The sequence below is a fragment of the Nodosilinea sp. FACHB-141 genome (assembly GCF_014696135.1).
Taxonomy (GTDB): domain Bacteria; phylum Cyanobacteriota; class Cyanobacteriia; order Phormidesmidales; family Phormidesmidaceae; genus Nodosilinea.
The window spans coordinates 91,421-117,522 of record NZ_JACJPP010000012.1 but is presented as its reverse complement, the minus strand read 5'-3'; the positions used below and the strand labels follow the sequence as shown (position 1 = coordinate 117,522).

The window sequence follows — 26,102 nt, the reverse complement described above, 5'->3', positions numbered from 1 at the left end:
ACCTATTGAGCTACGAAAACTTTGACCTAGGAGGTTGGCAGACCAAGGCTGTTGGGGGGTAGGCCAACGGCTGCTTCGTCTACTAACGCTGGGGCAGTCTGCGAGGCTCCGTTCATGCCGGAGGAAATTTGGGCCGCTTGGGCGGGCGTTTCTACCACAGACCAGGGTTCAGCATTTAACCGCAGGCGCAGCAGGTCGGGGCGGGCATAGTGCCCTACCGAGTCCATCATGCGCTTGCGTTTGGTGATTAGGGAGAAGTCGAGATCGGCGATCGCCAGCCCCTCCCCCTCGCTAATCGGCTCTGTCAGGGGCACTCCCTCGGGGCTAATAATGGCGGTGTAGCACCCCCCCGACAGCACTCGCTGCATCCCCTCATCAGCAGTAATCTGCTGCTTTTGCTCTGGCGTGAGCCAGCCGGTGGCGTTGACCACAAAGCAGCCCGACTCTAGAGCGTGATGGCGCATGGTGACCTCCATTTGGTCGCCAAAAATCTGCCCCACCATCGACCCCGGAAACTGACCGCAGTGAACCTGCTCGTTCTGAGTCATCAGCGCATAGCGGGCGAGAGGGTTGTAGTGCTCCCAGCAGGCCAGCGCCCCGACGCGCCCCACCGCTGTTTCCACCACCTTCAGCCCGGCCCCATCCCCTTGCCCCCAGACCATGCGTTCATGGTAAGTGGGGGTGATTTTGCGCCGTTTCAGCACCAGGGTGCCGTCAGCGTCAAAGATTAGCTGGGTGTTGTAAATCGAGCCAGCCTCCCGCTCGTTCACCCCCAGCACCACCACCATGCCGTAGGAGCGCGCCGCCCGGCCCACCGCATCGGTCACCGGTCCCGGCACTACCACGGCCTCCTCGTACAGCCGCATGTGCTCTTTACCCATGAGAACGGGCGGCTGCACAAACGAGAAGTAGGGGTAGTAGGGAATAAAGGTTTCTGGAAAGACGATTAGCTTCACCCCGGCCTGGGCCGCCTGGGCGATCGTCTCCAGCACCTTCTCGGTGGTGCCGTCGCAGCTAAACAGCACAGGGCTAATCTGCGCAGCAGCAGCTCGAATGGTTTTGGTGTAATCCATGGATTTGGGGGTGGGAGGAGGGGTGGTGGGCACTGCCCACCCTACGCAGGCTGACGAGTCTCTACATGGTCCAGGTGTCGAGAATGAAGGCACCTTCTTTGCGGTGCATTAGCACGAGGTCGAGCACGTCGAGGGGGTTGATGGGGCGAATGCCGGGGATCAGAGAAGGCTCACCATGGCCGTAGAGGGCCTGGAGGGCAAAGCGGCAGGCGTAGACCTTACCGCCCAGCTCCATCACCTTGACGAGTTGGTTGTTCATCGCCATGTGGCCGGGGAATGCTTCATCGCCCAGCTTGGGGAAGCCGCGCTGCACACCTAGGGTGACGCCAGGGCCGTAGAGCAGTACCGTGGTCTCAAAGCCCTTACGGATTAAGCGAGTGGCTTGAAGCAGGTTCACCAGACCGATGGATCCTTCAAAGGCCACCGTGTGGAAGGTGATCAGGGCTTTTTCGCCGGGTTCGGCCTGCACATCGGGAAATACTTTCTCTTCGTAGTCAACCAAAAAATCCCCAGCTTGGTGGGCTGGCAAAGTTACTTCAGGCATAAATTCAGTTCCTTGCAAAGTTGCTGGCAGCGCCGGATGTCTGGCTGCATGTCTCAGCACCTTACGGGCGATCGCAGGAGGCTCCCGTATCAGCAACTACAAACTTTGGTGGTCTGACCTAATCAACAGGGGCGCGGGGGCAAATCGCTAGTTTGGGGGTTTGGGCTCGGGGATACCCCTATCACTTTCGATAGGTAGGCTGGTCAAATTCACGCTCAACGAGGGAAGGTCAGGGCGATCGCACCTACCCTCCCTGCCACTAGCGCTAGATCAAGACTTTCGGTAGCCGGGGTTACAAGCATCCCCTGAGCAACGGCCTAGGGTACGAAAAAGAACGACCCATCCCACACCACTTGCAGGACCTGCGGTATGACTATGCACTACGGCGTAATTGTGATTGGCGGCGGCCAGGCAGGGCTGTCGATTAGCTACTGCTTAAGTCGCTTAGGCATCGACCACATCATTTTTGAACAGCACCAGGTTGCCCACTCCTGGCGCACCAAGCGGTGGGATTCGTTCTGCTTGGTCACTCCTAACTGGCAGTGCCAACTGCCTGGCTTTCCCTACCCTGGCGACGATCCCGAGGGCTTCATGGGCCGCGACGCCATTGTTGAGTACATCGAGCGCTACGCCAACCACTTCGACCTGCCGCTCAAAACAGGGATTAAGGTAGAACGGGTGCGCCAGCCCGAGGGCGTCGGTTTTGAAGTGGTGACCAACCAGGGCATCTTTACTGCTGATCAGGTAGTGGTAGCCACAGGCGGCTACCACACACCCAAAATTCCCCGACTAGCGGAGCGTTTGGCACCCGATATTGTCCAACTGCACTCGGCAGAATATCGCAACCCTGAGTCGTTGCCTGAGGGAGCTGTGCTGGTAGTGGGCACCGGGCAGTCGGGCTGTCAGATTGCCGAAGACCTGCATCTGGCAGGCCGCAAGGTACATCTATGCGTGGGGGGTGCGCCGCGATCGCCCCGCCGCTACCGAGGCAAAGACGTGGTGGAATGGCTCGACCAAATGGGCTACTACGACCTGGCGATCGACGACCACCCGCAAAAAGAGACCGTGCGCTACAAGACCAACCATTACGTCACCGGGCGCGGCGGCGGGCGCGAAATTGACCTGCGCCACTTTGCCTTACAGGGCATGGGGCTGCATGGGCGACTTACAGATATTCAGGGCACCCAGCTCACCTTTAGCGACGACCTGAAGGAAAATCTCGACAAAGCCGATGCCGTCGCCGAAAGCATCAAGCGCACCATCGACACCTACCTTGAGAAGAACGGCATTGACGCGCCCATAGACCCGCCCTATCAACCGGTGTGGGAACCGGAGATTGTTGATACCGAAATCGACTATCGGGAGGCCAACATCACCTCGGTGATTTGGTGCATCGGCTACGGTCTCGACTTTCGCTGGATCGAGCTACCCGTGTTTGACGGTCAGGGCTATCCTGGCCACCGCCGAGGAGTTACTACCGTGCCGGGGCTATATTTCCTTGGCCTGCCGTGGCTCTACACCTGGGGTTCTGCCCGGTTCTCCGGCATTGCCCGCGACGCGGAGTATTTGGCGGAGCAGGTTGCCGCTCGAGCTGGGATCAGCCCGCTTCGCGCCCTGCAGACCGTCAATGAAGTGGCAATGGGTTCATAGAAAATCTCCGAGATAGTGCATTGCTGAGCGTTTAGCGTTCGTGGCAAGAATACTCTTTCCTCAGCCACACTTCAGCACTAGGCGTGCTGCGAGCTTCGTGCTTGAGGAGTTCGGTTTTCGAGCCACCGTTGCAGCGAGGTTTGACTTTCTGCCGAAGGTTGCCCCAGCAAAATATTCTTCAAGCTAATGTCTCCATCAAGTTCTGGCCAGTGGATACCTGCTTGACTACCCATTACTTGCCAGTTGTCACGTTCTGCCGAGGTGCCGTGGAGCAGTCGAGGGTACCAGGCCAGCGGTACAGCGATAACGCGCCCATCAGATAGATCAACCGTGAGCAGGTCGGCAGAAATGGAAACCTGTTTAATCTCAGGGATGTTGAGGATTTCAACCATTGAAGAAGTCATGCCAAGCCTCCAATAACTGCTGCTGATTGTCCTTGGTCAACGCTTGAAGGCAATTTATCTCGTTAGACGAAAACCCCTTGTTGAACTGAAGCCTGACTGGAGTCAGCCAAAATTTGGCCTCACTACTGTCACGCTCAATATGAACGTGGGCTGGCTCATCGCGCTCGCCCGCGTAACAGAAGAAACGGTAGGGACAACGCGAAGTAACGTGGGCATCGTGGCTATATACGCTCCCAAACACTTCAATTGTATGTCTGCATCGTCTGAAGGTTAATCAGGACTGCCCTAGTTCCTTAGACCGCACATAGGCCGATCGCACTGCTTCGATCAGGGCCGATCGCAGCCCACCTGCCTCTAGGGCCGCAATTCCTGCAATGGTTGTGCCGCCGGGGCTGGTAACCCGGTCTTTGAGCACAGCGGGATGGAGGTCGCCCTGGTGTAGCAGCTCACCAGTGCCGCGTACGGTGGCGATCGCCAGCTCCAGTGCCGTTGCCCGAGGCAGCCCCACCGCCACGCCGCCGTCGGCCAGGGCCTCTACCACCAGCGCAATGTAGCCTGGCCCAGACCCTGAGAGCGCGGTCACCGCATCCATCTGCGATTCGGGCACCTCGACTACGGTGCCCACACTGGCAAAAATAGCGCGAGCTTGTTCTCGTTGGGTAGCGCTTACAGTCTCTCCGACGGCCAGGGCCGTTACCCCGGCCCCCACCGTAGCGGGAGTATTTGGCATCGCTCGCACCACTGCCCAGCCCGAGAACTCTTTTTCTAGCCGAGCCAGGGGCACCCCGGCCAGGATAGACAGCAGCAGCGGCGGTTGCTCGCGCGCTGGGGTTTCTAAATCTGCCGCTACCGCCGACAGCATCTGGGGCTTAATTGCTAGCAAAACTGTTTCAGCCGCATCGACAACCGCCTGGTTATCGCTAGTAGTCTGCACACCGTAGGTGTGGTGCAAGACCTCTCGTCGCGCTGCCTGGGGGTCGCTCACCACTACCGCCCCAGGCTCAAAAATCCCTTGATCAAGAAGGCGGGCGATGAGAGCTTCTCCCATCATCCCGCCACCGATAACCCCAAATGTTGCCTCAGGCATAACCATCCTCACCGACGACTCGATTATTTGCGATCGCTAGTGAAGACAATAACCTAAGGTAGCCCCCGGCACTAGACCGGGGGCAGTGATAGTCACGTGTTACTTAAGCGTGGATAACGCTAGGCCATGCGGGCCATAGCCTCGGCACCCCAGGCTGGAGCGGGGGGCATTTGGCCAGGCATGGGCATACCTTGAGGCTGACCCATGAAGACTTCTTCTTCATATTCGGTGGGGGTGCTCACCTGCACGCAGTTGGGCGTAAACAGGAAGATGCTTTCGCCAATGCGCTCTTGGTGCCCGTCGATGGCATAGGTGCCGCCTGCCACGAAGTCAACGGCGCGCTGAGCCTGATCAGGATCCATAATGGTGAGGTTGAGGACAACCGATTTCCGCTCCCGCAGGGCCTGAATGGCCTGGGGCATTTCCTCAAAGGAGCGGGGTTCCATCACCACCACTTCGGAGGTGCCGTTCATGGCACCGGGCATACCAATTACGTTGCTGGCCATTGGGGTCATTCCTGCATCAGTGGGCATCATTCGTTCGCGGCGGGGGCGGCTCCGGCGAATTTCTTCGGGCTGGGGCTGCTGCACAATGGGCTGGGTGTTCTCTTCTTGGTAGAGGTTCTGGTACTCCTCTCCATCCATTTCTTCGTATTCGTAATCGTAATCTGCTGGGTCGTTGAGGCCAACGAAGTCCCGCAGTTTAGAAAACATGTTGCTCACAACTTACACTCCACGATGACTATCACTCTGGTAGACCAACCCCGTGGCCTTCGACCAATGGGGCACATCATGCTCCGGTTATCCGAGGGCCATGATAGCGCCAATTTTCCATTTGCAACGGCTGTTTTGAAAATTAGTGGGGCTAGCCTGGGGTTATGGGTTAGCCAGGCCCTTTAGAAGGGTTGCTGACTGCCTAAACCTAATCTTAAAAACCCAGCGATAAAAACAACACTATCAGTGACGCTTCTCTCTGAGCTAGGGAAGACTTAGGGTTTTGCCTTAATATCCTGTACATAGAATATTGAGTCCACAGTATACACGAAATCAAAAAAAGGAAAAGCCGATTCACAATTAGTTAAGGTTTTCTCAATCTCGTTTCAGTTGTGCGTCAGAACACAGATTTTTGACTGGAAGAATAACCGGTATCAGTGGCCGCTAGCGATCGCCCCAACCCGTTACCCTACCGCTGTCTCTGCTCCCGGTTCAAGTTAGGAACCCAGGGCGAAAATAGCCGGATCCTGTCCTAGCTAATTTGGGGAGATGGCGGTCGAGAGCCAAACAGTATGGTGCCTAGGCGGACCATAGTAGCTCCACAGGCGATCGCAGCCTCATAATCCCCTGACATGCCCATAGAAAGTTGGTCGATATGCAATCGGTTAAAACTGGTTTGGTTGATAGTGTCAGCCAAGGATTTGGCCCTCGCAAACACCTCTCGTGCCGTAGCTTCGCTCGAGCCCTGGGGAGGAATGGTCATCAGCCCGCGAACTTTGAGGTGGGCGAGCTGATCAAACTGGGGCAGTAGCCCAGGCAGTTCGGCGGCATCAAGGCCAGCCTTAGGCGGGTCGGGTACCAGCTTGACCTGAAGGCAACACTGGGGCACTTTCTCCAATTCTTGAGCCGCTTGATCGAGCCGCTGGGCTAGATTCAGGCTGTCTACTGAGTGAATCCAGTCGAAGTGTTCGACGGCTTTGCGAGCTTTGTTGGTTTGCAGGCGACCGATCAGGTGCCAGGTGATGTCGGGCAGGTCGCTGAGGTCGGCTTGTTTGGCGATCGCCTCCTGCACCCGGCTCTCGCCAAAATGGCGGATTCCTCTGTCGTAGGCAGAGCGGATTGTTTCTACCGGCAAAAACTTAGTGACCGCAATCAGGGTTACCGTGGGGGGAATGCTTTGCTGAATCCGATCAAATTGCTCAGGTAGAGCACCGGGGGCAGCGGTCATTGAAAAGTTTGCTTGTAGGTGTGCTGAAGGCGATCAAAGTCGGCTTGCTGACCTGCCCGCCGCAAAATACGCAGGCGACTTTCTAGCATCATACGAGCGTTACTCCGACCTAGGGGTTGAAACACCAACCCCTCAGCGGGGGAATTGGTGACCAAAAAAAACAACCGCTGGGCATATAGCGTAGCGTACAGTTCTTGACCGTCGTCTACTATACACACTCTAAAGAGCAGGCCAAAATTTGGGTGATTTAGATAGGTTTCTGTGCTCATTCAGGTATGAGAGAGGCTCTTCCTTACGGTAGGACGATGGTTGTGTCTGTTCAATTCGCCACATGCATTCTAGAACCTGGTGCGCTGTCTGCATGCATTCTCAAGCAGATCAACCGTTATTCACGGGGAATGGCGAAACTACCCCAACCCCAATGCCAGCAGTTGTGCCCTGGCTTTTTGCAGTGATTCTTGCCACTCTTTCGCGGGATCGCTGTCGGCCACGATGCCAGCGCCGACTTGCCCCCACACAGTAGATGCCGTCGATAAGCTATCAGTATGCCCAAACAATAGCGTGCGGATCAGAATATTTAGGTCGAGGTGGCCGCGGCGATCGAGATAGCCACAGGAGCCGTAGAACAAGCTGCGACGGACGGGCTCTAGGGTTTCGATAATTTCCATGCAGCGCACCTTGGGGCAGCCGGTGATGGTGCCACCAGGAAAGACGGCGCGGATCAAGTCGATGGCGGTCTGTTGGCGCAGCTTCCCGAAGCGAGAATCGCTGCCGAGCTTCCCCACCACGTTGCTTACCAGATGCATGACATGACTGTAGTATTCTACCGTCAGCAGCTCATCCACCTGCACAGTGCCCCACTGGCACACCCGCCCCAGGTCGTTGCGCTCCAAATCCACCAGCATAATGTGTTCGGCTCGCTCTTTGGGGTTGCTGAGCAAGGTTTGGGCCAGCTCTGCATCCTGTTCTGGGGATGATCCCCGAGGCCGGGTACCGGCGATGGGGCGAGTCTGAGCAATACCATCCTGCAGTTTCACCAGCCGCTCAGGCGAGCAGCTAATTACATCGCCCCAGGGAGTGCGCCAGTAGCAGGCAAAGGGCGACGGGTTGATGCGGTGCAGCTGGCGGTATAGAGCCCAGCTGTGGGCCGTGGTGACCGTCGAAAAGCGGAGGGAAAGATTGACCTGAAACACATCCCCCGCTTGAATATGCTGCTTCGCCCGAAGGACGGCCTGCTGGTATTCTGCCGCCGCCATGCCCAGGGTCACAGAACGGGGATCGCCCTCTGGCAGGGCAGAGCAGGTCTCTGGGGCAGGCAGTTCTAACTGCTTCTCCATAGCATCTAGCCCTATGGGAGAGGGGGCCGCTAGCCACAGGCGCTGATTCTGGTGGTCGAGGACGGCAAAGGTAGCTGGCTCGTACCACAGAGCTACCGGAAAGGGTAAGAGATCACTATTTACTGTGGGCAGCCGCTCGATTTCCCACGCCAGATCGTAGCCTAGCCAACCTAGCCAGCCCCCCGTAAACGGCAGCGTTTGCTCGGCAGTCTCAGCTTCATCACCTAAGAGCTGGAGCTGTGCTCCCTCGGCTAGACGTTCGCTCAGCATGGGCAGAATGCTTCCCACCGCTGGCGTCCATACCTGGGGCGCTCCGGTGGGGCAAGGTGGCCCAGCACAGATGGAGTAGCGGCTGTGAAGAGCGTGGGGCTGGGCCGCAGCGGTTAAAGGGTAAGGACTCTCTAGCAGGGCAACCAGGGTGGCAGAGGTAGGGGGCTGCCGCAACAGATCGCCATAGAGGGCCTGGAAGATGTCGCTGCCGGTGCGGTGCGCTAGGGGCTGCGATCGCACCCACCAGTTCAAATCTCGCCTCCCCAGACCCACCGCGCCCACCAAAACACCACCAGCAGCCCCAGGGCAAACCAGTCCCACGACCGGAGCACCATCTGGTACCAGCGCACTCGGTGCTCATTGGGGCTGGTGAAGCCGCGCACCTCCATCGCTGCTGCAATCTGTTCAGCCCGCAGCAGCAGATTTTGCAGCAGGCGTTCCATCACCGATAGCCACACCTGGGCCGAGCCGCGAAAGCCCAGCTTCTTCCAGTTGATGGCGCGGGTCTGCACCGATCGCACTAAATTCTGCACTTCCTCCAGCACCAGGGGAATGAACCGCAGGGAGAGCGTCACCGTAAGGGCAATCTCCGTCACCGGCAGGCGAAACCAGCGCAGCGGGGCCATCAACGCCTCTAGGGCTACGGTGATTTCTTCGGGCGCAGTAGTGAGCAGGTAAAGGTTGGTGCCGTAGATCAGCGTGAACAGCAGGGTGCCAATGCGAATGCCCAGATCGAGCGATCGCCGCGTTACGTTGATCGGCCCCCAGTCAAACATCACATAGCGATACGACGTGGGCTGAGGTAACTCTGGCAGCACCTCCGGCGGATTTTCCAGGGTAACCATGTCAGCTGGAGTAGGCAGCCGAGGCGTCTGCGCCACCTGAAGCCCGTCGGGCATCACAAAGGTCAGCAACATCACGATGCCGCTGAGCGCCACCAGCCAGCCCATCTGCTGTCGCCACACCCGCAGCGGAATTAGCGCCACCAGGGTCAGCAGCACTAGCAGCGCCACCAGCCCAAATCGCCAGTAGGCATTGGCCAAAATGGGCGTCACCAAAATGCTCATCAGCCAGGCCATCTTGACCCTAGGATCAAGCCGGTGCAGCCAGGTTACCGGCTGCTCCAGATAAAGGCCAATGGGAAGAGAGCGAAGAAGATCCATGGAGTTGTGGGTTGGTCTCTGACTACCTTTACCGATTTCGGATTTTGAATTTGCGGTTTTGGGTTGCGGCTATCTCGTCAGAGAAAGCTTGTGAACTCAAGTCGCAAAGATTTTAACCAACACGCCTAACTAATCCTAAATCCAAACTTCACTTCACCTTCGTCGCTCGGTTGGGGTTGTTGCGCTCTAAGTCACGCATCGCCTTGCCCCGCCAGAAGATACGAATCGGCGTGCCCTCAAAACCCAGGTTCTCGCGGAACTGCCGCTCCACGTAGCGACGGTAGTTGTCCTTCAGAAGGTGGGGATCATTGACAAACAGGGTGAAGGACGGTGGCCGCACGGTGACCTGAGTGCCGTAGTAGATGCGGCCTTGGCGACCCTGGCGGGTGGTGGGCGGCGTGTGCCATTTCACCGCATCTTCCAGCACTTCGTTAACGACTGAGGTGCTGACCCGACGACGGTGCTGCTCCACCGCGTGATCCACCAGTTCTAGAATTTTGGGCACCCGCTGGCCAGTCTTGGCGCTGACAAAGATGCGCTTGGCCCAATCGAGAAAGTTGAGGCGAGCAGAGATTTGGTGGTCAAAATCGTAGATGGTATGGCTGTCTTTTTCCACCGCATCCCACTTGTTGACGACGATGATGCAGGCGCGGCCGTCTTCTTCAATGCGGCCCGCCAGCTTTTGGTCTTGCTCGGTAACGCCGTCGAGGGCGTCAATCACCAGCAGCACCACATCGGCGCGGCGAATGGCCTTGAAGGCGCGGTTAATACCAAAAAACTCTGGCCCGTATTCCACACTCTTTTTCTTGCGAATGCCGGCGGTGTCGATCAGGCGATAGATTTTGTCGCCGTGCTGCACCTGCATGTCGATCGCATCCCTAGTCGTCCCCGAGATCGGGCTAACAATGGCGCGAGTTTCCCCCACAAAAGCGTTCAGCAGGCTCGATTTGCCTACGTTGGGCCGCCCCACAATGGCGACTTTGACTTCCTCTTCGGCCGCTTCTTCTACGGTTTCGGGTAGGAACTCTACTAGGGCATCCAGCAGTTCCCCCGTGCCGTTGCCGTGGATGCCGGAGACGGCGTAGGGCTCACCCAGCCCCAGTTCCCAAAACTGCGCCGCCTGCACTAAGCCGTTATCCAGCGATTCGCATTTGTTGACTGCCAGCAGCACCGGCACCGACTGCTGCCGCAGCCAGGAGGCAATTTCACGATCTGACTCGGTAGGGCCAACTTTCCCATCGACGACAAACACCGCAGCGCTAGCTTCAGTAAGAGCGAGTTGGGCCTGTTCGCGAATGTATGGTAAAAATTCGGTGTCGTCGTCAAATACTAGGCCGCCGGTATCAACCACCAGGTAGTCGCGATCGCGCCAAAAGGCAGGCTGGTAGGTGCGATCGCGCGTCACTCCTGGCTGGTCGTAGACAATGGCGTCTTGAGCCCCGGCCAGGCGGTTCACTAAGGTAGATTTGCCCACATTTGGGCGTCCGATAACCGCAACAACAGGCAGTGGCATAGATTGGGCCTTTTAGGCAGATGAATGGTTCAGTAGACCTGGAAGCCACACATTGCTAGACGCCCAGATCATCAATGAGAAAATCTTCTCAATCTTTCCATTGTAGTCAAGAGATCACTGTCTGGGGAAGTTAGGCAATTAATAGGAGCTAAGAGTTCTACTGATGAAGAGACTTTGACACTATCTATCAAATTGAGTAAAGCCTTGGGTTGCGATCGCCACAACAACCACTCTCAGCTCGGCAACAACAGCTTTACCAAAAATGCCGCCGCATCGATAATCAAGGCCACCGTGGCCGAAATCAGTAGCGCAAAGGCGAGTTGCACCACCCAACGCATACCGGTTTTATAGGTATCCAGCTGCCCGTTCAACCGCCCGATATCATCAGTCACTTGTCAATCGCTGCGGCATTCTTTTCGATCAAAGCTTCGAGGTGATCATTGCTGGTGGTCATAGCACGGGAGATAGCCACCCCGCCATGATTACTCAGACATAGGGTGGGCTATGCCCACCCTGCCCACTCATTGCGAGGGCTTTTACGCCGCTAGAATTTTGTCGTCTAGGGCAAAATCGACCTCAATTTTGTCTGCGCCAGAGGCAAGATAGTCGTTCTGGAACGAATCTTTTAGACCCGCAACTAGGTCGTAGGTGGGTGCCCAACCCAGTTCTGCCTGAGCCTTATCAATGGCAGTAAAGAAGTGCTGCACCCGCATGGGGAAAGCCTTGGCTTTGCCAAAGTCAAAGGCTTTGGGGTCGTAGTGGACAATCTTGAGGGCGTCGGCATCCTTGCCAGCTGCCAGCGCACAGGCGCGGGCTAAACCGTCGAAGGTAACGGCTTTTTCGCCGGAGATGTTGTAGATTTGGCCGATCGCCGTCTCGTTGCCCAGCACTGCCGCCATTGCTGCCGCCAGGTCTTGCACGTGGCCCAATTGGGTGAGGTGCATGCCGTTGCCGGGGATGGGAATGGGGCGATCGCGCACCACCCGATCAAAGAACCAGGCCTCTAAGGGGTTGTAGTTCTGTGGACCATAGATGTAGACCGGGCGCACCGAGGTAAAGGGCACCCCTTGGGCTTGCAGGTAGGCTTCGGTTTCAAACTTGCCCTTGTGGCGGCTCTTAGGATCCACCGCATCGCCTTCAATGTGGGGCATTTGGTCAGACTTGAGATAGACTCCAGCAGAGCTGACGTAGACAAAGTGCTGAAGCTTGTCGCCAAACAGTTCTACCAGCGGCTGGGTATCGCTCAGCTCGCGCCCGTTGTTGTCGAAGATGGCGTCAAAGGTTTCGCCCGCCAGCTGGGTTTTGAGGTTGTTTGGGTCGGTGCGATCGCCCACAATGGTCGGCACCCCCTCCACCGGCGCGGGATGGTTGCCCCGGTTAAACAACACCACCTCGTGGCCCTGCTCAATCAACAGTTTGGTTAGATACACCCCAATAAACCGGGTGCCACCCATGACCAGTACACGCATTGCCCTCTCCTTCCTGCTAACCAGCCGCCTAGAACATGCTGAAAGCAACATGCTGGAAGACGCACTGAACTTAATGTATGTATATTAAGCTGCGTCGATCCCCCAAATTCTTTCGAAGAATCAAGGGATTTAGGTTCAAACCCGTTAAGCAAACCAGTAGATAACGGCCCAGGTCTTACGCTAGCGGCGGGAACCCGCCTAAAATGTTATGAGTTGAGCACTGGCCTTAACACCCTAAGCGCGAGATTGTCTCTACATGCGAGAGCTGGACAACGCCTATAGACTTTTGGAGCTAGAGCCCGGTGCCTCGATCGAGGATGTCAACCAGGCGTATAAAGATCTAGTGTTTGTCTGGCACCCCGATCGCATTCCCCAAGACAACGAGCGACTGTATCAAAAGGCCCAAGACAAGATTAAAGCGCTGAACCACGCTCGAGATTTGCTGCGATCGCACAACCGCAACAGTCGCAGCAGCGCCAGCTCGGCCAGCAGTCGCTATGGCACCGCCAGCGGCTATCGCCCCTCGTCCGCCAGCGGCTACGGCACCAGCGACTATCGCTCGTCCTACAGCAACGGCTATAGTAGCAAGGGCTACGGCAGTGCCCAGTCCCGAGATGACGACAGCGAAGAGGAGCAGCGATCGGGCTCCCACAATCGCTATTACCGCTATCAGCGCAGCACCTACGGCAGCAGCTACTACGGGGCCAGCCAGAGCGACGGCAACCCATCCTCAGGCTCTAGCACATCTAACGGTGGGCCCTCTTCAAATTCCAGCACCTCCGGCAACGGCACCTCTTCCTCAAGCTCTAGCACCGGCCAGTCGCAAACCTACCGCCAGCGGCGCGATGCAGCGGCGGGGGTAGGGGGCGATACCGCCAGCGCCAAAGGCAGTTCGGACACCCAGAGCAAGGCCAGCTCTACCAACGGCAAAGCACCTAGCTCTCCCCCCAGCAGCCAGGCCAGCTCCAAACCCGCCAACGACTCCTACAACAGCTACAACGCCCACACCCGTAGCGGAGCCGCGCGATCGCGCCAAAGCCCCGACCTCAGTGGCACCGACATGAGCGGGGCCAACCTGCGCGAAAAAGACTTCGGGGGACGCAACCTCAGCGAGGCCAACCTCAGCGGAGCCGACCTTAGCGATGCCTTTTTGCACAAGGTCAACCTCAATCGGGCCAACCTCAGCAAGGCCAAGCTGTTTCGCGCCAACCTGCTTCAGGCCGACCTCAGCCACGCCAACCTGCGCGAGGCCGACTTGATTGGGGCTGACTTTAGCGGGGCCGACCTCAGCGGGGCCGACCTCAGCGGCGCAAAGGTGGCAGTTGGGGGTCGCACCATGGTCAAGCTCACCGGCGCCATTCTCACCGGGGCGATCATGCCCGATGGCTCTATTCACGATTGATTTGTGATGGGTTGGAATTAAGGTTCAGGGTACAAGGTATAGGGTTCAGGGATCAGAACGCTGCCTTAAACCATATACTCCCGTCCCCAATCACCGTCCCAGGTAGTCGGCCACGCTTTGATTAAACCCCTCAGGTTCCACCAGGTGAGGCTAGTGGTTGCCAGGGATGGTCTGTATTTTCAGATTGGGTAGGTGGGTGCAGTAGGGTTTGAGCTGCCAGGCCTTGCGGTTGAGCCCGGCTTGGGGCAGCAGCAACAGGGTCGGCACCGCCAGCTCTGTGGTGAACCCTGCCCGATGCAGAGTGTCGCGAAACACGCCGTTGCGGGCAGCGATCGCAAACTTGCTCCCCCAGCGGCCATCAGGCTTCTGCTCTATGCCGGCCTTAAACACTGCCGCTTGCAGGGGGCTCCAGCCCCGGTACTGCTTCAGGGTGCGAGCAACAGATTCTGCTGCCTCACAGCTCTCAAATGGCCCCATCACCTTCAAAAAGGGCAGAGTGCGATAGAACAAGGGGAACGTGGGCTGCAACCACCTTGGCAGCTGATTCACAAAAAACGGATCCACCAGTACCAAAAGACGAACGCGCTGGGGTTGCCGCTTGGCCCACAGCAGCGCTAGTTTGGCGGCCCAAGAATGGGCCACGACGGTGAGCTGCTCAGCGTGACAGGCGATCGCCAGAGCTTCTAAATCGTCAACCAGTTCAAGCGCATCGTAAACGGCAACATTGTCGGGCTTGCCGCTGTCGCCATGACCGCGTAGGTCGGGAGCCAGACAGCGATAGCGCGTCCTCAAGGTTTCGGCCAAGCTCTGCCACACTAACCCGTGGTCGGCCAGCCCGTGGAGCAGCATCAGTGGTTCTCCGTCTCCCCACTGCCGGTAGGTCAGAGGCACAGACGCGCTAGATAACGTGTGGCGAACAGGAGACATCGTTCTATTAGCCTCTGCCGGAGAACAGGCAGGGTTGCCACTTGGGTAGGGTATCTGAGCGCGATCGCCAGGCCACTAGCCTGAGCAATCCCCTACCGCTCAACGTTTTCACCTTGGACTGCCTCTGGCAAAACTAGCATGGCATCGCCAAAGGAATAGAAGCGATAGTCGTGCTGAATAGCGGTTTCGTACAGCCCCAGCAATCGCTCTCGGCCTATCAACGCGCTGACCAGCATCAGCAGACTAGAGCCCGGCAGGTGAAAGTTGGTGATCAACCCATCGATCGCTCGGTACCTGTAACCGGGGTAAATAAACAGGTTTACTTTGCCCTGGTAGGGTTGCAGCTCGCCGCCTTGGGCAGCCCCTTCTAGGGCACGCACCACCGTCGTACCGACGGCAATCACGCGCCCGCCTCGGGCTTTGGTGGCGTTGATCTGCGCTACGGTTTCTGGCGAAACATCAATCCATTCGCCGTGCATTTTGTGGTCGAGAATGTTGTCGGCCTCCACCGGGCGAAAGGTGCCCACGCCGACGTGGAGGGTGATGTGCGATCGCCCCACCCCCTTCTCTTCTAGCCGCTCAAACAACTCTGGCGTAAAGTGTAGCCCCGCCGTCGGAGCCGCCACCGCCCCCGGAGCCTCAGCATAAACCGTCTGGTATTGCTCAGGGGAAGCCGCCCTATCGGTGATGTAGGGCGGTAGGGGGACTTCCCCCAGCCGCTCAAACAGGTCTAATAGGGACTCATTTCCCTGGGGCTCAAACTTCAGCAAGCGACCGTTGGTCTCAGGGTCGGTAGCCAGCACCTGGGCTATTAGGTCAGGCTGGTTGGGATTGGGGCCAAAATGCACTGTGGCTCCTGGCTTCAAACGGCGGCCGGGGCGCACTAGAGCCAGCCACTGGTTATCGCCCTGGTCTTCCAGCAAAAACACCTCCACTTGGGCACCACTGGGTTTATACCCAGGTAGCCGGGCCGGAATCACCCGGGTGTCGTTGAGGACAAGTAAGTCGCCCGGCTGCAGCAGCGTAGGTAGGTCGCGGAAGTGGTGATGACGGTGGGTAGTGGGGCTATCGACCACCAGCAAACGAGACGAATCCCTTGGTGTGACGGGAGTTTGAGCAATTATTTCTGGTGGGAGAGAATATTGATAGGCCGCCAGGGAATACTCATCAGAAGGGCTTTGAGCCCTCGGATCCGTCTCTGGAGCAAGGTTTGAACTATTGCACATCGCCTAGCAGGTTGGGTGGATACACCCAGGTCGAGTAGGGGGACTTAACCCTAACAACCTGAGAGCTGATCCCAGACAATAAGGACATAAGAACTCTAGCACCTGCCTAAAGGTCAACGATGGAATACACCTACTATCTCGCCAATGCCAGTTTGACCCTCCGCGTAGTCGAACACCTGCTGGGCACCCCGAGATTGCCTCTGGAGTTTATGACGGTGATCCATCAGATCGATGGGTGGGTCGTCCGCGTCAAAATGAACGACAACATTGGCGTTCCCGACGCCGAAGATTTTCGCGCTTACATGAATGAACTGGGCGTAGCCTACGACCCCGGCATTCGAGTCCGCATGGCTCTGTGGGGCCTAGAAACTGGGCAGTCACCTATTGATGTCATGCGCCGCTACCAAGTAGCGATCGTGTCCCACGGCAAGCCCGATCGCGAAGAGATTGAAGCTTTTCGCCGTCAGTTTGTGATGGGCCTGGGCTACTGCCCCGAAACCTTAGCCTAAGCGGCTTTGCAGGGGCATCCCTACCGTTGGCCTCTGATCATCTCAAGACATGTCCCTTCGGGGCTGGGTTGACCCCGCCCCTATTTTTTGACCCAAAGGGCCAGCCCCCCGCTGCGCCCCCGAGCGGCAACATAGCCTTCCTCGGCCATAAAGAAGGAGAAAAACGGCAGCTTAGCCACCGAAGTAGCCACAAAATCGCCTGCTTTAGCGGCTTTGCTGCGTAGGGGTAGATTGATCAGCGTTAAACTACCCACCAACACCTGAAGGCGAACGAAGTCAAAGGCCAGTAGGTTCTTCTTAGGCAAAAACTTGGCTGGCCCCGTAAACCGCAGTTTGACCGGCCCCACCTGAAGCTGGTTTTGAATCGTCAGCTGGTCATTGTCGTCTCGACTGAAGCAGAGAGAGGCGATCGCCAATCCCGGCATATAAAATCCACTCCCCTGGGGTTTTCCCGCTTTGTAGGTAGGCTTTTTAGGGGCCGTAAACCGCAGCCGCCAGTTGCCCAACAGCGCCTCGGGGGAAAACTGCCGCCGCTCTACCTTGGTTTGCCGCTCGGCGTCTAGCAGGGCGGCCGTTACTTGCTGAGCACTACGTTTTGCCCCAGAGGCAGCGGCCTCCAGAACCTGCGGTGTAACAGTGGCGCTATTGGTGACGGTCATGAGGGCTCCAGAAAGATCGGTAGGGCGATCGCGGTCTCGCCGTGCTTGCCAAAATTTGGCCAGACACTAGGCTAAGGTCTAGCTAAATTTATTATGACAATGCCAGCCAGTGAACTGGGCGATCGCCTTTAGCCCCAGTCTTTGACCCTGCCTCTGGCATAATAAGAGCCTATTCACTACTGCCCGGTGCGCTGCTATGGCTACCACTCCGCGATTGCCCCTGCTGCGCAACCCAGCCGCCAAACCGGCCACCAACGTATCTATGGTGCTGATGGGGGTGGGCTTGGCCATCACCCTGGCGTTCATTCTGATTGCCCTGCTAGCGCCGCTAATGGCGAGCTGGGGCTGGCTGATTGACCCCACCACCGCCCTACAGAATCCCATCCACGAGCCCCCTGGGGGTGCCCACTGGTTTGGCACCACGCGACAGGGTTATGACGTATTTTCGCGCACGCTATTTGGCACCCGCGCTGCCTGGCAGGTGGTGCTGCTGGCCACGCTGCTCAGCGTAGCGATTGGGGTGCCTCTGGGTATGGTCAGCGGCTACCTGGGCGGCTGGCTCGATCGCGCTTTGCTGTTCTTTATGGATACGATCTACACCCTGCCGGGGCTGCTGCTCTCGGTCACCCTGGCCTTTGTGGTGGGTCGAGGAGTGGTGAATGCCGCGATCGCCCTCAGCATTGCCTACATTCCTCAATATTACCGAGTGGTGCGCAACCACACCGTCAGCGTTAAGACCGAGCTATTTATCGAAGCCGCCCAGGCCATGGGGGCTTCGACCTGGACAGTGCTGTCCCGCTATCTGTTTCTCAACGTGATTCAAAGCGTGCCGGTGCTATTTACCCTCAACGCCGCCGACGCCATTCTGGTGCTGGGGGGTCTGGGCTTTTTGGGATTAGGTCTGCCCGAGCAGGTACCCGAGTGGGGGGCCGACATTCGCCAGGCACTCGATGCACTGCCTACGGGCATCTGGTGGACGGCATTATTTCCCGGGTTGGCCCTGACCCTGATGGTGACGGGGCTATCCCTGGTGGGTGAGGGGCTAAATGAGTTTATGAACCCCCTGCTGCGCCGCGAAAACTGGCGCTAGCGCCCCATCAAAATACCTCTCGAGATACTATCAGTCCCAAGCTGACCCTAGCCTGGGCAGCAAATCTATGTTGAGGATAGGAGATCTGCCATGACGAAACCCTTGAGACCCCTAGCCGTTGTGCTGGTAACGGCGGCGATCGCTTGCGGCTTAAGCCCTACTGCCCTGGCCCAAATCCCCAGGGCCATCATTCAAGGCCTGCAAGAAAATCAAGGTTTAATTCGCCAGTGCCGCCAGCTCAACCAGGCCGCTGAGGTGTTTGACAACACCAGCCTCGGGCCAGTCACTAATCGCCTGGGCACCCTGCCAGGGGGTACCCAAGTGCGCTTAACCGGGGTGCTGGCCCAAGGCCGCGCCCAGATCTTTTTAGGCAATAACTTTAACGGCCTGTCGTCTGTACAGCCTATGGGCTGGATTAGTGCCTCATTTTTAGGCCCCTGCGGCAGCCCACCGCAAGCGGTGCGAGCCTGCTTTCGAGCCAATGTGCGGCTGCCGGTGAGGGCCACAACCACCAACAATGCCGCTATCTTGGCCAACTACAACGCTGGAGACACAATCTACACATCTGCCAATCCGCCCCGGCGCCGGGCACCTGGCGATGGTAGCACCTGGCTAGAGGTGACTATCTTTGACGGCAGCACCGGCTGGGTGGTGGAAACCAGCGCCAACGGCCAAGTGATCGGTGCCAGCGCTGTGCCCTGTCCCTAGATGGCGCCAGGGCACTAACCGTTGGCAAGCTTTCGTCATAGGCTGCGATCGCTCCCTCGAGCCCGCAGCGCCGTGACGGAATATAGCAGCAGCGCCGTCCAAATACAGCCAAAGGTGACCACGTGAACTGGAGTGAACGGCTCGTCGTAGACAAACACCCCCAGCAGCAGCGATAGCGACGGAGCCAGGTACTGAAAGAAGCCGAGGGTAGCCAAAGTCAGCCGTTTGGCCGCTTTGTTGAACCACAGCAGTGGCATCGACGTCGCCACCCCAGCCCCGATAAACAGCAGAGTGATCGGCAGGCCTTCCCCAAAGTGCCCCTGGCCGCTGGCCGCGAGCCAGCTCACAACTAGCAGCACCAGGGGGGTAATCAGCAGGGTTTCGACTGCCAGGCCCACCAGCGGGGCCACCGCCACTACCTTGCGGAGCAAGCCGTAAAACGCAAAGGAAACCGCCAGCGCCAGGGCAATCCACGGCACGGTGCCCAACTGCCAAATGAAGTAGCCCACACCCACCACCGCCAGCGCTACGGCCACCTGTTGACCTCGGTACAGGCGCTCTTTGAGAAAGATAAACCCCAGCAGCACAGTCACCAATGGGTTAATGTAGTAACCCAGGCTGGCTTCGACAACGCGATCGCTATTCACCCCATAGATATACAACCCCCAGTTGAAGGTCAGCAGACTGGCGGTGAGCAGCAGCACTAGTACTTTGCGGGGCGATCGCAGTAGCGTTTGCAAATCCTCCAGCCGCCGCTGCACCAGCAAAATGCCGACTAAAAATACCGCTGACCAAATCATGCGGTGGCTGAGCACCTCTACGGCAGAGGCAGTGCCCAACAGCTTCCAGTAGATGGGCAGCAGCCCCCAGGTGCTGTAAGCCAACAGAGCATAAATCGCCCCCGTCTTGGCATCGGAGCGATCGCCCGGGGCAGCCGGCGCAGATTTAGGTGAGGTCAAAGAACAAATTGCCGATCAAAGCACACATTCTAACGGTCAGGAACGACGATGGTGAATGGGCAGCCGCACCACCATCGTTGTCCCTTCGCCGGGCTGGCTGCGGGTTACTACAGTGCCGCCACAGTACAACAGCAGCTGCTGCACAATCGATAGCCCCAAACCGGCCCCCTCGGTTTCAGCAGGCGGCAGGTTGCGGCCCCGATAGAAGTGCTCAAAAATGTGGGGCAGATCGCCAGCCGAAATGCCGATACCAGTATCACGCACTTCGATCTCGGCGTGGTCTGCGGTGCTAGAAGCCGTCACCCAAACCTGACCGCCGCTGGGGGTGTATTTCAGGCTGTTGTTCAGCAGATGAATCATCACCTGTCGCAGCCAGCTGTCGGGGCAAAGCACCGGCGGCAACTGGCTAGGGATGGTGTAAGCCAGCATAATGCCCTTTTCTTCAGCCAGGGGCTGATAGGTGCTGACTACTGGGGGCACGGTTTCCGACAAATTTAGCGGGTCAAGCTGGGCTTGGCTAACGCTGGTCTCCATCTGTAGCAGGTTGAGAACGCCGCTAATCAAAGCACTCTGGCGATCGCACTCATGGCTAATCATCTCCATATACCGCTGCCGCTGGGGAGGCTTAAGGTGGGGCGAGTCAAGCAGGGTCAGGGCGGTTTTGATGGTGGTCAGAGGAGTGCGTAGTTCCTGGCCCACCGTGTTGAGAAAATCATCCTTGAGGCGGAGAGTATTGATTAACACCTCGTTTTGGGATGACAGGCTCGACATATTCAACGCCTGTCGGCGGTAGGTCGAGGCCGACTGGCGCAGGTGCTCCTGACGCTTGAGCTGCCAGTTGAGCCAGCGATCGACCAGGGTGAGGTAGGTCGGGGTGAGTGAATGGGTGGGTCTCAGCTGGGGCCACTGCTGGGTCAGGGCGGCCAGATCGAGCCCGACATCGGCGGTGCCCAGACCTTGATCAATCTGGCGGCGAATGGCGCTTACCACTGTCGCCACCAGGTCAGGATTGATAGAACAGCACACTGATAGATACGACGATCGCGCCGCCGTCGCTTCTTCTAAGAGCGGTGAGGCCTCTTCGTCATCCTCGGGGTCATGTTGGCCCTCAGGGGTCAGTCGTTGACTCTGCCCTGTGGGAGTAGCCGACAGCGGCTGCAGCCGATGGGCGATCAGCATGGCCGCAAAGGACTCAGATTGCACCACCACAAAGTAGTCACCTCGCCAGGTGTGGCTCTCTGGCAAGGGCACCACTACCTCGTTGCCCAAGTTGGGCGAGGGCTCTGCATCAGGGCGCGCAAACCGCAGCACTCGATAGGGCAGCTCCAGCCCTTGACCGTAGCGCAGCACATCCTCATTCCACGGATCGCCCACTGGCAGCTTTACCAGCAGGTGGGCTTGAATGTCGTGGGCTTCAAGGAACTCTACAGTCGATTGTAGAATCGCCTTAAACCCCTTAGGTTTTACCTGGACATAGTCTGGGGCTGCCGCAGTCAGCTGTAGAAGCCGGTGCAGCGACACCTCTTGTTCTTGGTAAGACTGCATAGTGCTCCAACGGGCCGGGGCCAGGCTAGCGCCTACCCAAAACGAGGTCAGCACTAACACTTATTAGGGTATCTTTAACCACTAAAAATGGCGGCGAGAATGTTGCGTGTATTCACATAACGCCGCCATGTCGCCCCTGAAATGTTAGCCTGAATACCGTTTTTCAAGAAAATAGCGGGCCTGCTCGCGATCGTCAAAGTGAATTTTTTCGGTGCCGAGAATCTGATAGTCTTCGTGCCCCTTGCCCGCGATGAGAATGCCATCCCCCGGCTGGGCCAAGTTGATCGCCAACTGGATGGCGGTGGCGCGATCGCCCACCACCTGATCTTCCCCTAGCTCCGCCGGGATGCCAGCCACCACATCCTGCAAAATCTGCTCGGGGTCTTCGGTGCGGGGGTTGTCGGAGGTGACGACCACCACGTCGGCCAGCTCATAGGCAATGCGGCCCATCTGGGGGCGCTTAGTGCGATCGCGATCGCCTCCGCAGCCAAACACACAGATCAGTCGCCCCGGTACAAACGGCCGCGCCGCCTGAAGGGAGTTCTTCAAACTGTCCGGTGTATGGGCATAGTCCACAATCACGCTGATGTCCTGGCTCTCGGAAATCTTCACCTGCTCCATGCGCCCCGGCACGCCGCCAAAGCCCGGCAGAGCGGCTGCGATCGTGTCGAGGGCCACGCCCAGGTGCAGGGCCGCCCCCACCGCTGCCAGCAAATTCTCTAGGTTAAACTGCCCCACCAGCGGCGAGCTAAAGGGCACGGTGCCCGCTGGAGTCTTGAGCGTGCCTGTGACGCCGTTGGCCTGATAGGTGAGGTCCCCGGTATACAGGTCAGCATCAGGATTTTGGGTGCTGTAGGTCCAGACGCGATCGCGGGGCAGCTGGGCGACCAGTCTCTCTCCGTAGGGCGTATCGATGTTCACCACCGCGCGACCCGCCAGGTAGGCCTCGCTAAACAGCAGCGCCTTAGCGTTGAAGTAATCCTCCATGTCGCGGTGGTAGTCGAGGTGGTCCTGGGTCAGGTTGGTGAAGACCGCCACCTCAAAGGGACAGCCCCAAACCCGCTTTTGAGCCAGGGCGTGGGAGCTGACTTCTAACACCGCGTAGCGACAGTCCGCATCCCTTGCCGTGGCCAACTCAGCCTGAAGCTCGACCGCAAAGGGCGTGGTATAGAGAGCGGTTTTCTGATGCCCCGGCCAGCGGGTGTAGAGCGTTCCCAACAGCGCCGTGGGTTGCTCTGCCGCATTCAACAAATGCTCAATCAGGTGGGTCGTTGTCGTCTTGCCGTTGGTGCCTGTCACCCCCACCAGCCCCATCTGTCGGGCCGGGTAGTTGTAGAACCGGGCGGCCACTTCAGCACAGGCTACCGCCATATCGGTCATGGGCACCACGCAAGCATCGCTTTCGGCAGGGCGAGCCTGTAAGGCCTGGGTAGACACCAGCGCCGCTGCTGCCCCAGACTCCATCGCGCTGGGCCAAAATTCGCCGCCATCGACCCGCGTACCCGGCATGCCAATGAACACATCCCCCGGCTGGCAAGCGTGGGAATTGGTGCAGATGCCTTTGATGTCAGGGTCGCCCATCCCCTGCGGCAGCGAAAACCCAGTCTCGATCAGCCTACCGGGAAGGTTCTCAAGCAGTTGGCGCAGCTTCATGTCAGCAACTCCTCACATCATTGAAGTTGCCCTATTCTGCCTTACTCTGACCCACATAAGTCTGTATCAATTGCTCCACCTTGGCCTGAGGTGCCCTGGGCGACAGACGTGGCAGGGGAATTTCTTGAGGGCCAGAGACACCCTCGCGTACGCAGCACAGCACCGGAATCTCGTACTGGTAGCGCTGAAACCAGTCGTCGCGGGTAGTGATGTCGCGCACTTCTAGCTCAAAGGGCAGGTGAGCGGCGGCAGCCAGTTTTTCTTCGAGCCCTTCGCACAGGTGGCAGCCGGGCTTGCTGTAGAGCACAAATTTGGTCACGGGGTCAGTCACGGGAAGGGCGGTTACTGCACGATCGCTCGGTAGGCGCTGGGGGTGGTGCCGGTGGTCTGGCGAAACTGCTTGCTCAGGTGGCTATGGCTGTTGAACCCACACAGCAGGGCGATTTCCACAATAGAGTGGTTGGTTTGTTTCAACAACTGCTTGGCCCGCTCGACCCGCTGTTGCAGCACGTACTGGTAGGGAGCCATCCCCATCGCCTGTTTGAACTGATGGCTGAAATGGAAGGGGCTGAGACCTGCGATCGCCGCCAAATCCGCCAGCTTAAGGTCGGCATCTAGGGCTTCGTGAATGTGATCTAACACAGGCAACAGCTGGCGCTGGGGCAATCCGCTGGGGTGAATGGGCAATGGTGGTCTAGCGACAGCGTACTGCCGCAGCAAATGCACCGCCAGCAGGTTAGTTAACGACTCGACGTAGAGTTTGCCGCCAGGGTTTGCCTGGTTGAGTTCGTCGAGCAGCATCAGGGCGATCGCCTCCAAGCGCCCATCGCGCAGGCGAAATTCTGGAATTAGCTCGATGCGGTTGGGGTTTAGCCCCAGGGATTCTTGGGCGATGGTGGCCATAAAGCCGGAGTCAAGCCGCAGCTCAACGTAGTGATCGTCATCCTGCCAACGGGCAAAAAACGACGTCTGGGCCGGCGTAATGGAGATGTCGCCTTTGCCGTAGAGGCTGCTGTGGGTCTTGCCGTCTTTGATCTGCAAAAATCGTACCGGACGGGTCGCCAACGACAGGCAAACCGTATGCTCCGCTTCTGAGGCGATCCGACATTCCCCCGGCGGGTGCTGGAACTGCTCCACCTGAACATGATCCCAACCCAATTCCCGACTTGATAGCTTGGGTAGACAGGTGAATTCAGCGCTATCCGTCCCTAGGCGGTTTTGCAAACCCTGAGCATGCCTGGTTTTAGCTGCGTTCATAGCTAAATTCTCTGTTGGCGACAGGTGACGCCAGGCCCGTCTGCCCAGCCCCTCAAGTCTATCTGGCAGAATGGAACAATAGGCGAGTTCTCACTCTCATAGCGGTAGATAAAAGCGATGACCCCCAACGTTGCGATCGCAAAATGAACCGCTTGCTAGGTTAACCACCAGTTCACCGCAAGATTTTGACAGCTTCCCAAGAATCAAATAGCGCCCAGCCAACCAGGTTTTCTAGGCTAAACGGGTACCGACTTGGAGGCCCTATGGCGCACCTTTTGCATATTGACTCAAGCCCGCGGGGCGATCGCTCCCACTCTCGCCGCATGACCCGCGAATTTGTCGCAGCCTGGCAACAGACCCACCCCAACGACACCGTCACCTACCGCGATGTCGGTCGCCAACCCGTACCCCATGTGGATGAGCCCTGGATTGCCGCCGCTTATACCCCCGACGACCAACGGACACCCGAGCTATGGGAGGCGATCCGGGTGAGTGACCAGCTCATCGACGAACTAATCGCCGCCGATGTTTTGGTGGTTGGCGTGCCCATGTACAACTTCAGCGTGCCCAGCACCTTCAAAGCCTATATCGACCAAATTGTTCGCCTGGGCCGCACCTTTGCGATCGACTATGAGAACGAAGCAGACCCCTACAAACCGCTGCTCCATGGCAAAAAAATGTTTGTCATCACCGCTCGGGGAGCGTCAGGGTTTGGCCCCGGCGAACGTTACGGCCACATGAATCATCAAGATCCTTACCTGCGGGTAGCGTTTGGCTTCATTGGCATCACCGATATCACCTTTGTTCATATCGAAAATGACGAGCACAGCAGCGAAAGCTTAGCCGCCTCGATTGCGGCGGCCCAGGCCCAGGTGGCAGAACTGGTTGCCGCTTGATAAAACCTTTGTCTCAAATAGCGGGTGTGATTTCAAAGAGCAAGCCTTCGTCACCATCACACCCTATTCCCCATCAGGAGCCACTATGCCCTCTATTGATGCTGGATTCACCCTCAGACTCTGCACCGCTCTGGGTTGCGGGCTAGTTGCAGGCGTCTTCTTTGCCTTTTCTACCTTTGTGATGCAAGCCTTGGGCCAGCAACCGCCTGCCCAAGGCATCGCCACCATGCAGTCAATCAACATCACGGCGATCAACCCGTGGTTTATGGGCGTGTTGTTTGGCACAGCGGCAGGCTGCCTTGGCCTAATCGCTGCTTCGCTCACCAAGGGATTGCCTGGCGCTAAGTATCTGCTCATCGGCAGTCTGCTCTACCTGCTCGGCACCATTCTCGTCACCATCGCCTTCAACGTACCGCTCAACGATGCGCTGGCGAGGGTAAACCCAGACAGTGCCGAGGGAGCCAGTCTCTGGGCCAAATATTTGATCAACTGGACGCTGTGGAACCACGTTCGCACCGTAGCAGCCCTGGCGGCGGCAGCATTGCTTACGCTCTCCCTCCGTCTGTAGGGTGGTAAGTTTTGGGAATGTAACGGTTTGTGCGATCGCACAACCACTGAATCCATCCAGCACATTGATCAACGCGGTTAAATATAACTGCATGCCACCGGCCCACCCACTGACTGGTCCTTTTGCACTCCAGCTACCCCACGGTGGGTTTGCTACTCAAACGGGCAGTTGAGCAACCTGGGAATTCGGTTGACTGGCGTCGTAGCGCTGATAGATCTAGCCGTCTTCAACCCTGCATAGGCTAGACAAGTA

The 26,102-nt window shown here is 57.9% G+C and carries 28 protein-coding genes; 7 read left to right on the top strand and 21 right to left on the bottom strand.

The features are described from left to right. Positions 1-26: 26 nt before the first annotated feature. Positions 27-1,073 (bottom strand): Nit6803 family nitrilase, encoded by a 1,047-nt coding sequence (locus H6F59_RS12975; protein ID WP_190700262.1) that lies wholly within the window; start codon positions 1,071-1,073, stop codon positions 27-29. Between the two features lie 61 nt (positions 1,074-1,134). Continuing rightward, positions 1,135-1,617 (bottom strand): MSMEG_0572/Sll0783 family nitrogen starvation response protein, encoded by a 483-nt coding sequence (locus H6F59_RS12970; RefSeq protein WP_190700261.1) that lies wholly within the window; start codon positions 1,615-1,617, stop codon positions 1,135-1,137. Between the two features lie 369 nt (positions 1,618-1,986). Between H6F59_RS12970 and H6F59_RS12965 the strand changes: the two genes are divergently transcribed. Continuing rightward, complete coding sequence (locus tag H6F59_RS12965) at positions 1,987-3,267, top strand: MSMEG_0569 family flavin-dependent oxidoreductase (RefSeq protein WP_190700259.1); 1,281 nt, start codon at positions 1,987-1,989, stop codon at positions 3,265-3,267. Between the two features lie 77 nt (positions 3,268-3,344). Here H6F59_RS12965 and H6F59_RS12960 read toward each other — a convergent pair whose 3' ends face one another. The 11 genes from H6F59_RS12960 to H6F59_RS12910 all read right to left on the bottom strand — a co-directional run bounded on the left by H6F59_RS12960 (position 3,345) and on the right by H6F59_RS12910 (position 12,451). Beyond that, complete coding sequence (locus tag H6F59_RS12960; protein WP_190700257.1) at positions 3,345-3,671, bottom strand: DUF2442 domain-containing protein; 327 nt, start codon at positions 3,669-3,671, stop codon at positions 3,345-3,347. Further along, positions 3,652-3,912, bottom strand: coding sequence for a DUF4160 domain-containing protein (locus tag H6F59_RS27060; RefSeq protein WP_313887203.1), 261 nt, complete (start codon positions 3,910-3,912; stop codon positions 3,652-3,654). Before H6F59_RS27060 ends, H6F59_RS12960 begins: the two co-directional genes overlap by 20 nt. 33 nt (positions 3,913-3,945) lie before the next feature. Beyond that, positions 3,946-4,758 (bottom strand): pyrroline-5-carboxylate reductase, encoded by an 813-nt coding sequence (gene proC / locus H6F59_RS12950; RefSeq protein WP_199325773.1) that lies wholly within the window; start codon positions 4,756-4,758, stop codon positions 3,946-3,948. 119 nt (positions 4,759-4,877) lie between these two features. Then, entirely contained in the window at positions 4,878-5,480 is a 603-nt protein-coding gene (locus tag H6F59_RS12945; protein WP_190700249.1) for a cell division protein SepF, read from the bottom strand. Positions 5,481-6,003: 523 nt separating this feature from the next. Further along, positions 6,004-6,699, bottom strand: a complete 696-nt coding sequence (locus H6F59_RS12940) for a YggS family pyridoxal phosphate-dependent enzyme (protein ID WP_190700246.1) — start codon at positions 6,697-6,699, stop codon at positions 6,004-6,006. Further along, positions 6,696-6,968, bottom strand: a complete 273-nt coding sequence (pipX, locus tag H6F59_RS12935; RefSeq protein WP_190516518.1) for a transcriptional coactivator PipX — start codon at positions 6,966-6,968, stop codon at positions 6,696-6,698. The genes H6F59_RS12940 and pipX overlap by 4 nt, the downstream gene beginning before the upstream one ends. A 138-nt stretch (positions 6,969-7,106) precedes the next feature. Next, positions 7,107-8,588 (bottom strand): anthranilate synthase component I, encoded by a 1,482-nt coding sequence (locus tag H6F59_RS12930; RefSeq protein ID WP_348251303.1) that lies wholly within the window; start codon positions 8,586-8,588, stop codon positions 7,107-7,109. Beyond that, positions 8,555-9,469, bottom strand: coding sequence for an energy-coupling factor transporter transmembrane protein EcfT (locus H6F59_RS12925; protein ID WP_190700243.1), 915 nt, complete (start codon positions 9,467-9,469; stop codon positions 8,555-8,557). The genes H6F59_RS12930 and H6F59_RS12925 overlap by 34 nt, the downstream gene beginning before the upstream one ends. A 148-nt stretch (positions 9,470-9,617) precedes the next feature. Further along, entirely contained in the window at positions 9,618-10,982 is a 1,365-nt protein-coding gene (gene der, locus H6F59_RS12920) for a ribosome biogenesis GTPase Der (RefSeq protein ID WP_190516513.1), read from the bottom strand. A gap of 233 nt (positions 10,983-11,215) precedes the next feature. Beyond that, on the bottom strand, positions 11,216-11,374 hold the full coding sequence (locus H6F59_RS12915) for a hypothetical protein (RefSeq protein WP_190700239.1): 159 nt from the start codon (positions 11,372-11,374) through the stop codon (positions 11,216-11,218). Positions 11,375-11,518: 144 nt separating this feature from the next. After that, positions 11,519-12,451, bottom strand: coding sequence for an NAD-dependent epimerase/dehydratase family protein (locus H6F59_RS12910; protein WP_190700227.1), 933 nt, complete (start codon positions 12,449-12,451; stop codon positions 11,519-11,521). Between the two features lie 256 nt (positions 12,452-12,707). On the opposite strand from H6F59_RS12910, the gene H6F59_RS26425 reads away from it, so the two are divergent. Continuing rightward, complete coding sequence (locus H6F59_RS26425) at positions 12,708-13,853, top strand: pentapeptide repeat-containing protein (RefSeq protein WP_190700223.1); 1,146 nt, start codon at positions 12,708-12,710, stop codon at positions 13,851-13,853. Positions 13,854-14,003: 150 nt separating this feature from the next. On the opposite strand, the gene H6F59_RS12900 is transcribed toward H6F59_RS26425, so the two are convergent. Next, positions 14,004-14,780 (bottom strand): alpha/beta hydrolase, encoded by a 777-nt coding sequence (locus tag H6F59_RS12900; RefSeq protein ID WP_190700219.1) that lies wholly within the window; start codon positions 14,778-14,780, stop codon positions 14,004-14,006. Between the two features lie 92 nt (positions 14,781-14,872). Next, on the bottom strand, positions 14,873-16,006 hold the full coding sequence (gene queA, locus H6F59_RS12895; protein ID WP_190700214.1) for a tRNA preQ1(34) S-adenosylmethionine ribosyltransferase-isomerase QueA: 1,134 nt from the start codon (positions 16,004-16,006) through the stop codon (positions 14,873-14,875). A gap of 119 nt (positions 16,007-16,125) precedes the next feature. On the opposite strand from queA, the gene H6F59_RS12890 reads away from it, so the two are divergent. Then, positions 16,126-16,515: a hypothetical protein gene (locus tag H6F59_RS12890; protein ID WP_190700211.1), complete on the top strand. Its 390-nt coding sequence runs from the start codon at positions 16,126-16,128 to the stop codon at positions 16,513-16,515. 80 nt (positions 16,516-16,595) lie between these two features. Here the strand turns inward: H6F59_RS12890 and H6F59_RS12885 are convergent, their stop codons facing one another. Beyond that, positions 16,596-17,174: a hypothetical protein gene (locus H6F59_RS12885; RefSeq protein WP_190700209.1), complete on the bottom strand. Its 579-nt coding sequence runs from the start codon at positions 17,172-17,174 to the stop codon at positions 16,596-16,598. A 196-nt stretch (positions 17,175-17,370) separates the two neighbouring features. On the opposite strand from H6F59_RS12885, the gene H6F59_RS12880 reads away from it, so the two are divergent. Continuing rightward, a complete protein-coding gene (locus tag H6F59_RS12880; protein ID WP_190700206.1) occupies positions 17,371-18,264 on the top strand; it encodes an ABC transporter permease in 894 nt (297 codons plus the stop codon). A 90-nt stretch (positions 18,265-18,354) separates the two neighbouring features. Next, a complete protein-coding gene (locus tag H6F59_RS12875) occupies positions 18,355-18,972 on the top strand; it encodes a hypothetical protein (RefSeq protein ID WP_190700203.1) in 618 nt (205 codons plus the stop codon). Positions 18,973-19,007: 35 nt separating this feature from the next. Here the strand turns inward: H6F59_RS12875 and rarD are convergent, their stop codons facing one another. From rarD to H6F59_RS12850, 5 genes are all read right to left on the bottom strand, one after another. Further along, a complete protein-coding gene (gene rarD / locus H6F59_RS12870; RefSeq protein ID WP_190700200.1) occupies positions 19,008-19,931 on the bottom strand; it encodes an EamA family transporter RarD in 924 nt (307 codons plus the stop codon). 36 nt (positions 19,932-19,967) lie between these two features. Then, on the bottom strand, positions 19,968-21,530 hold the full coding sequence (locus tag H6F59_RS12865) for an ATP-binding protein (protein ID WP_190700197.1): 1,563 nt from the start codon (positions 21,528-21,530) through the stop codon (positions 19,968-19,970). 90 nt (positions 21,531-21,620) lie between these two features. Continuing rightward, positions 21,621-23,129: a UDP-N-acetylmuramoyl-L-alanyl-D-glutamate--2,6-diaminopimelate ligase gene (locus tag H6F59_RS12860; protein ID WP_190700194.1), complete on the bottom strand. Its 1,509-nt coding sequence runs from the start codon at positions 23,127-23,129 to the stop codon at positions 21,621-21,623. A gap of 31 nt (positions 23,130-23,160) precedes the next feature. Then, positions 23,161-23,460 (bottom strand): glutaredoxin family protein, encoded by a 300-nt coding sequence (locus H6F59_RS12855; protein WP_313887201.1) that lies wholly within the window; start codon positions 23,458-23,460, stop codon positions 23,161-23,163. An 11-nt stretch (positions 23,461-23,471) separates the two neighbouring features. Further along, on the bottom strand, positions 23,472-24,386 hold the full coding sequence (locus H6F59_RS12850) for a helix-turn-helix domain-containing protein (RefSeq protein WP_190700191.1): 915 nt from the start codon (positions 24,384-24,386) through the stop codon (positions 23,472-23,474). A gap of 263 nt (positions 24,387-24,649) precedes the next feature. Between H6F59_RS12850 and H6F59_RS12845 the strand changes: the two genes are divergently transcribed. Both H6F59_RS12845 and H6F59_RS12840 read left to right on the top strand, forming a co-directional pair. Then, positions 24,650-25,282, top strand: a complete 633-nt coding sequence (locus H6F59_RS12845; protein ID WP_190700188.1) for an FMN-dependent NADH-azoreductase — start codon at positions 24,650-24,652, stop codon at positions 25,280-25,282. 85 nt (positions 25,283-25,367) lie between these two features. Further along, a complete protein-coding gene (locus tag H6F59_RS12840) occupies positions 25,368-25,850 on the top strand; it encodes a DUF1772 domain-containing protein (RefSeq protein ID WP_190700185.1) in 483 nt (160 codons plus the stop codon). The last annotated feature ends 252 nt before the right edge of the window (positions 25,851-26,102 follow it).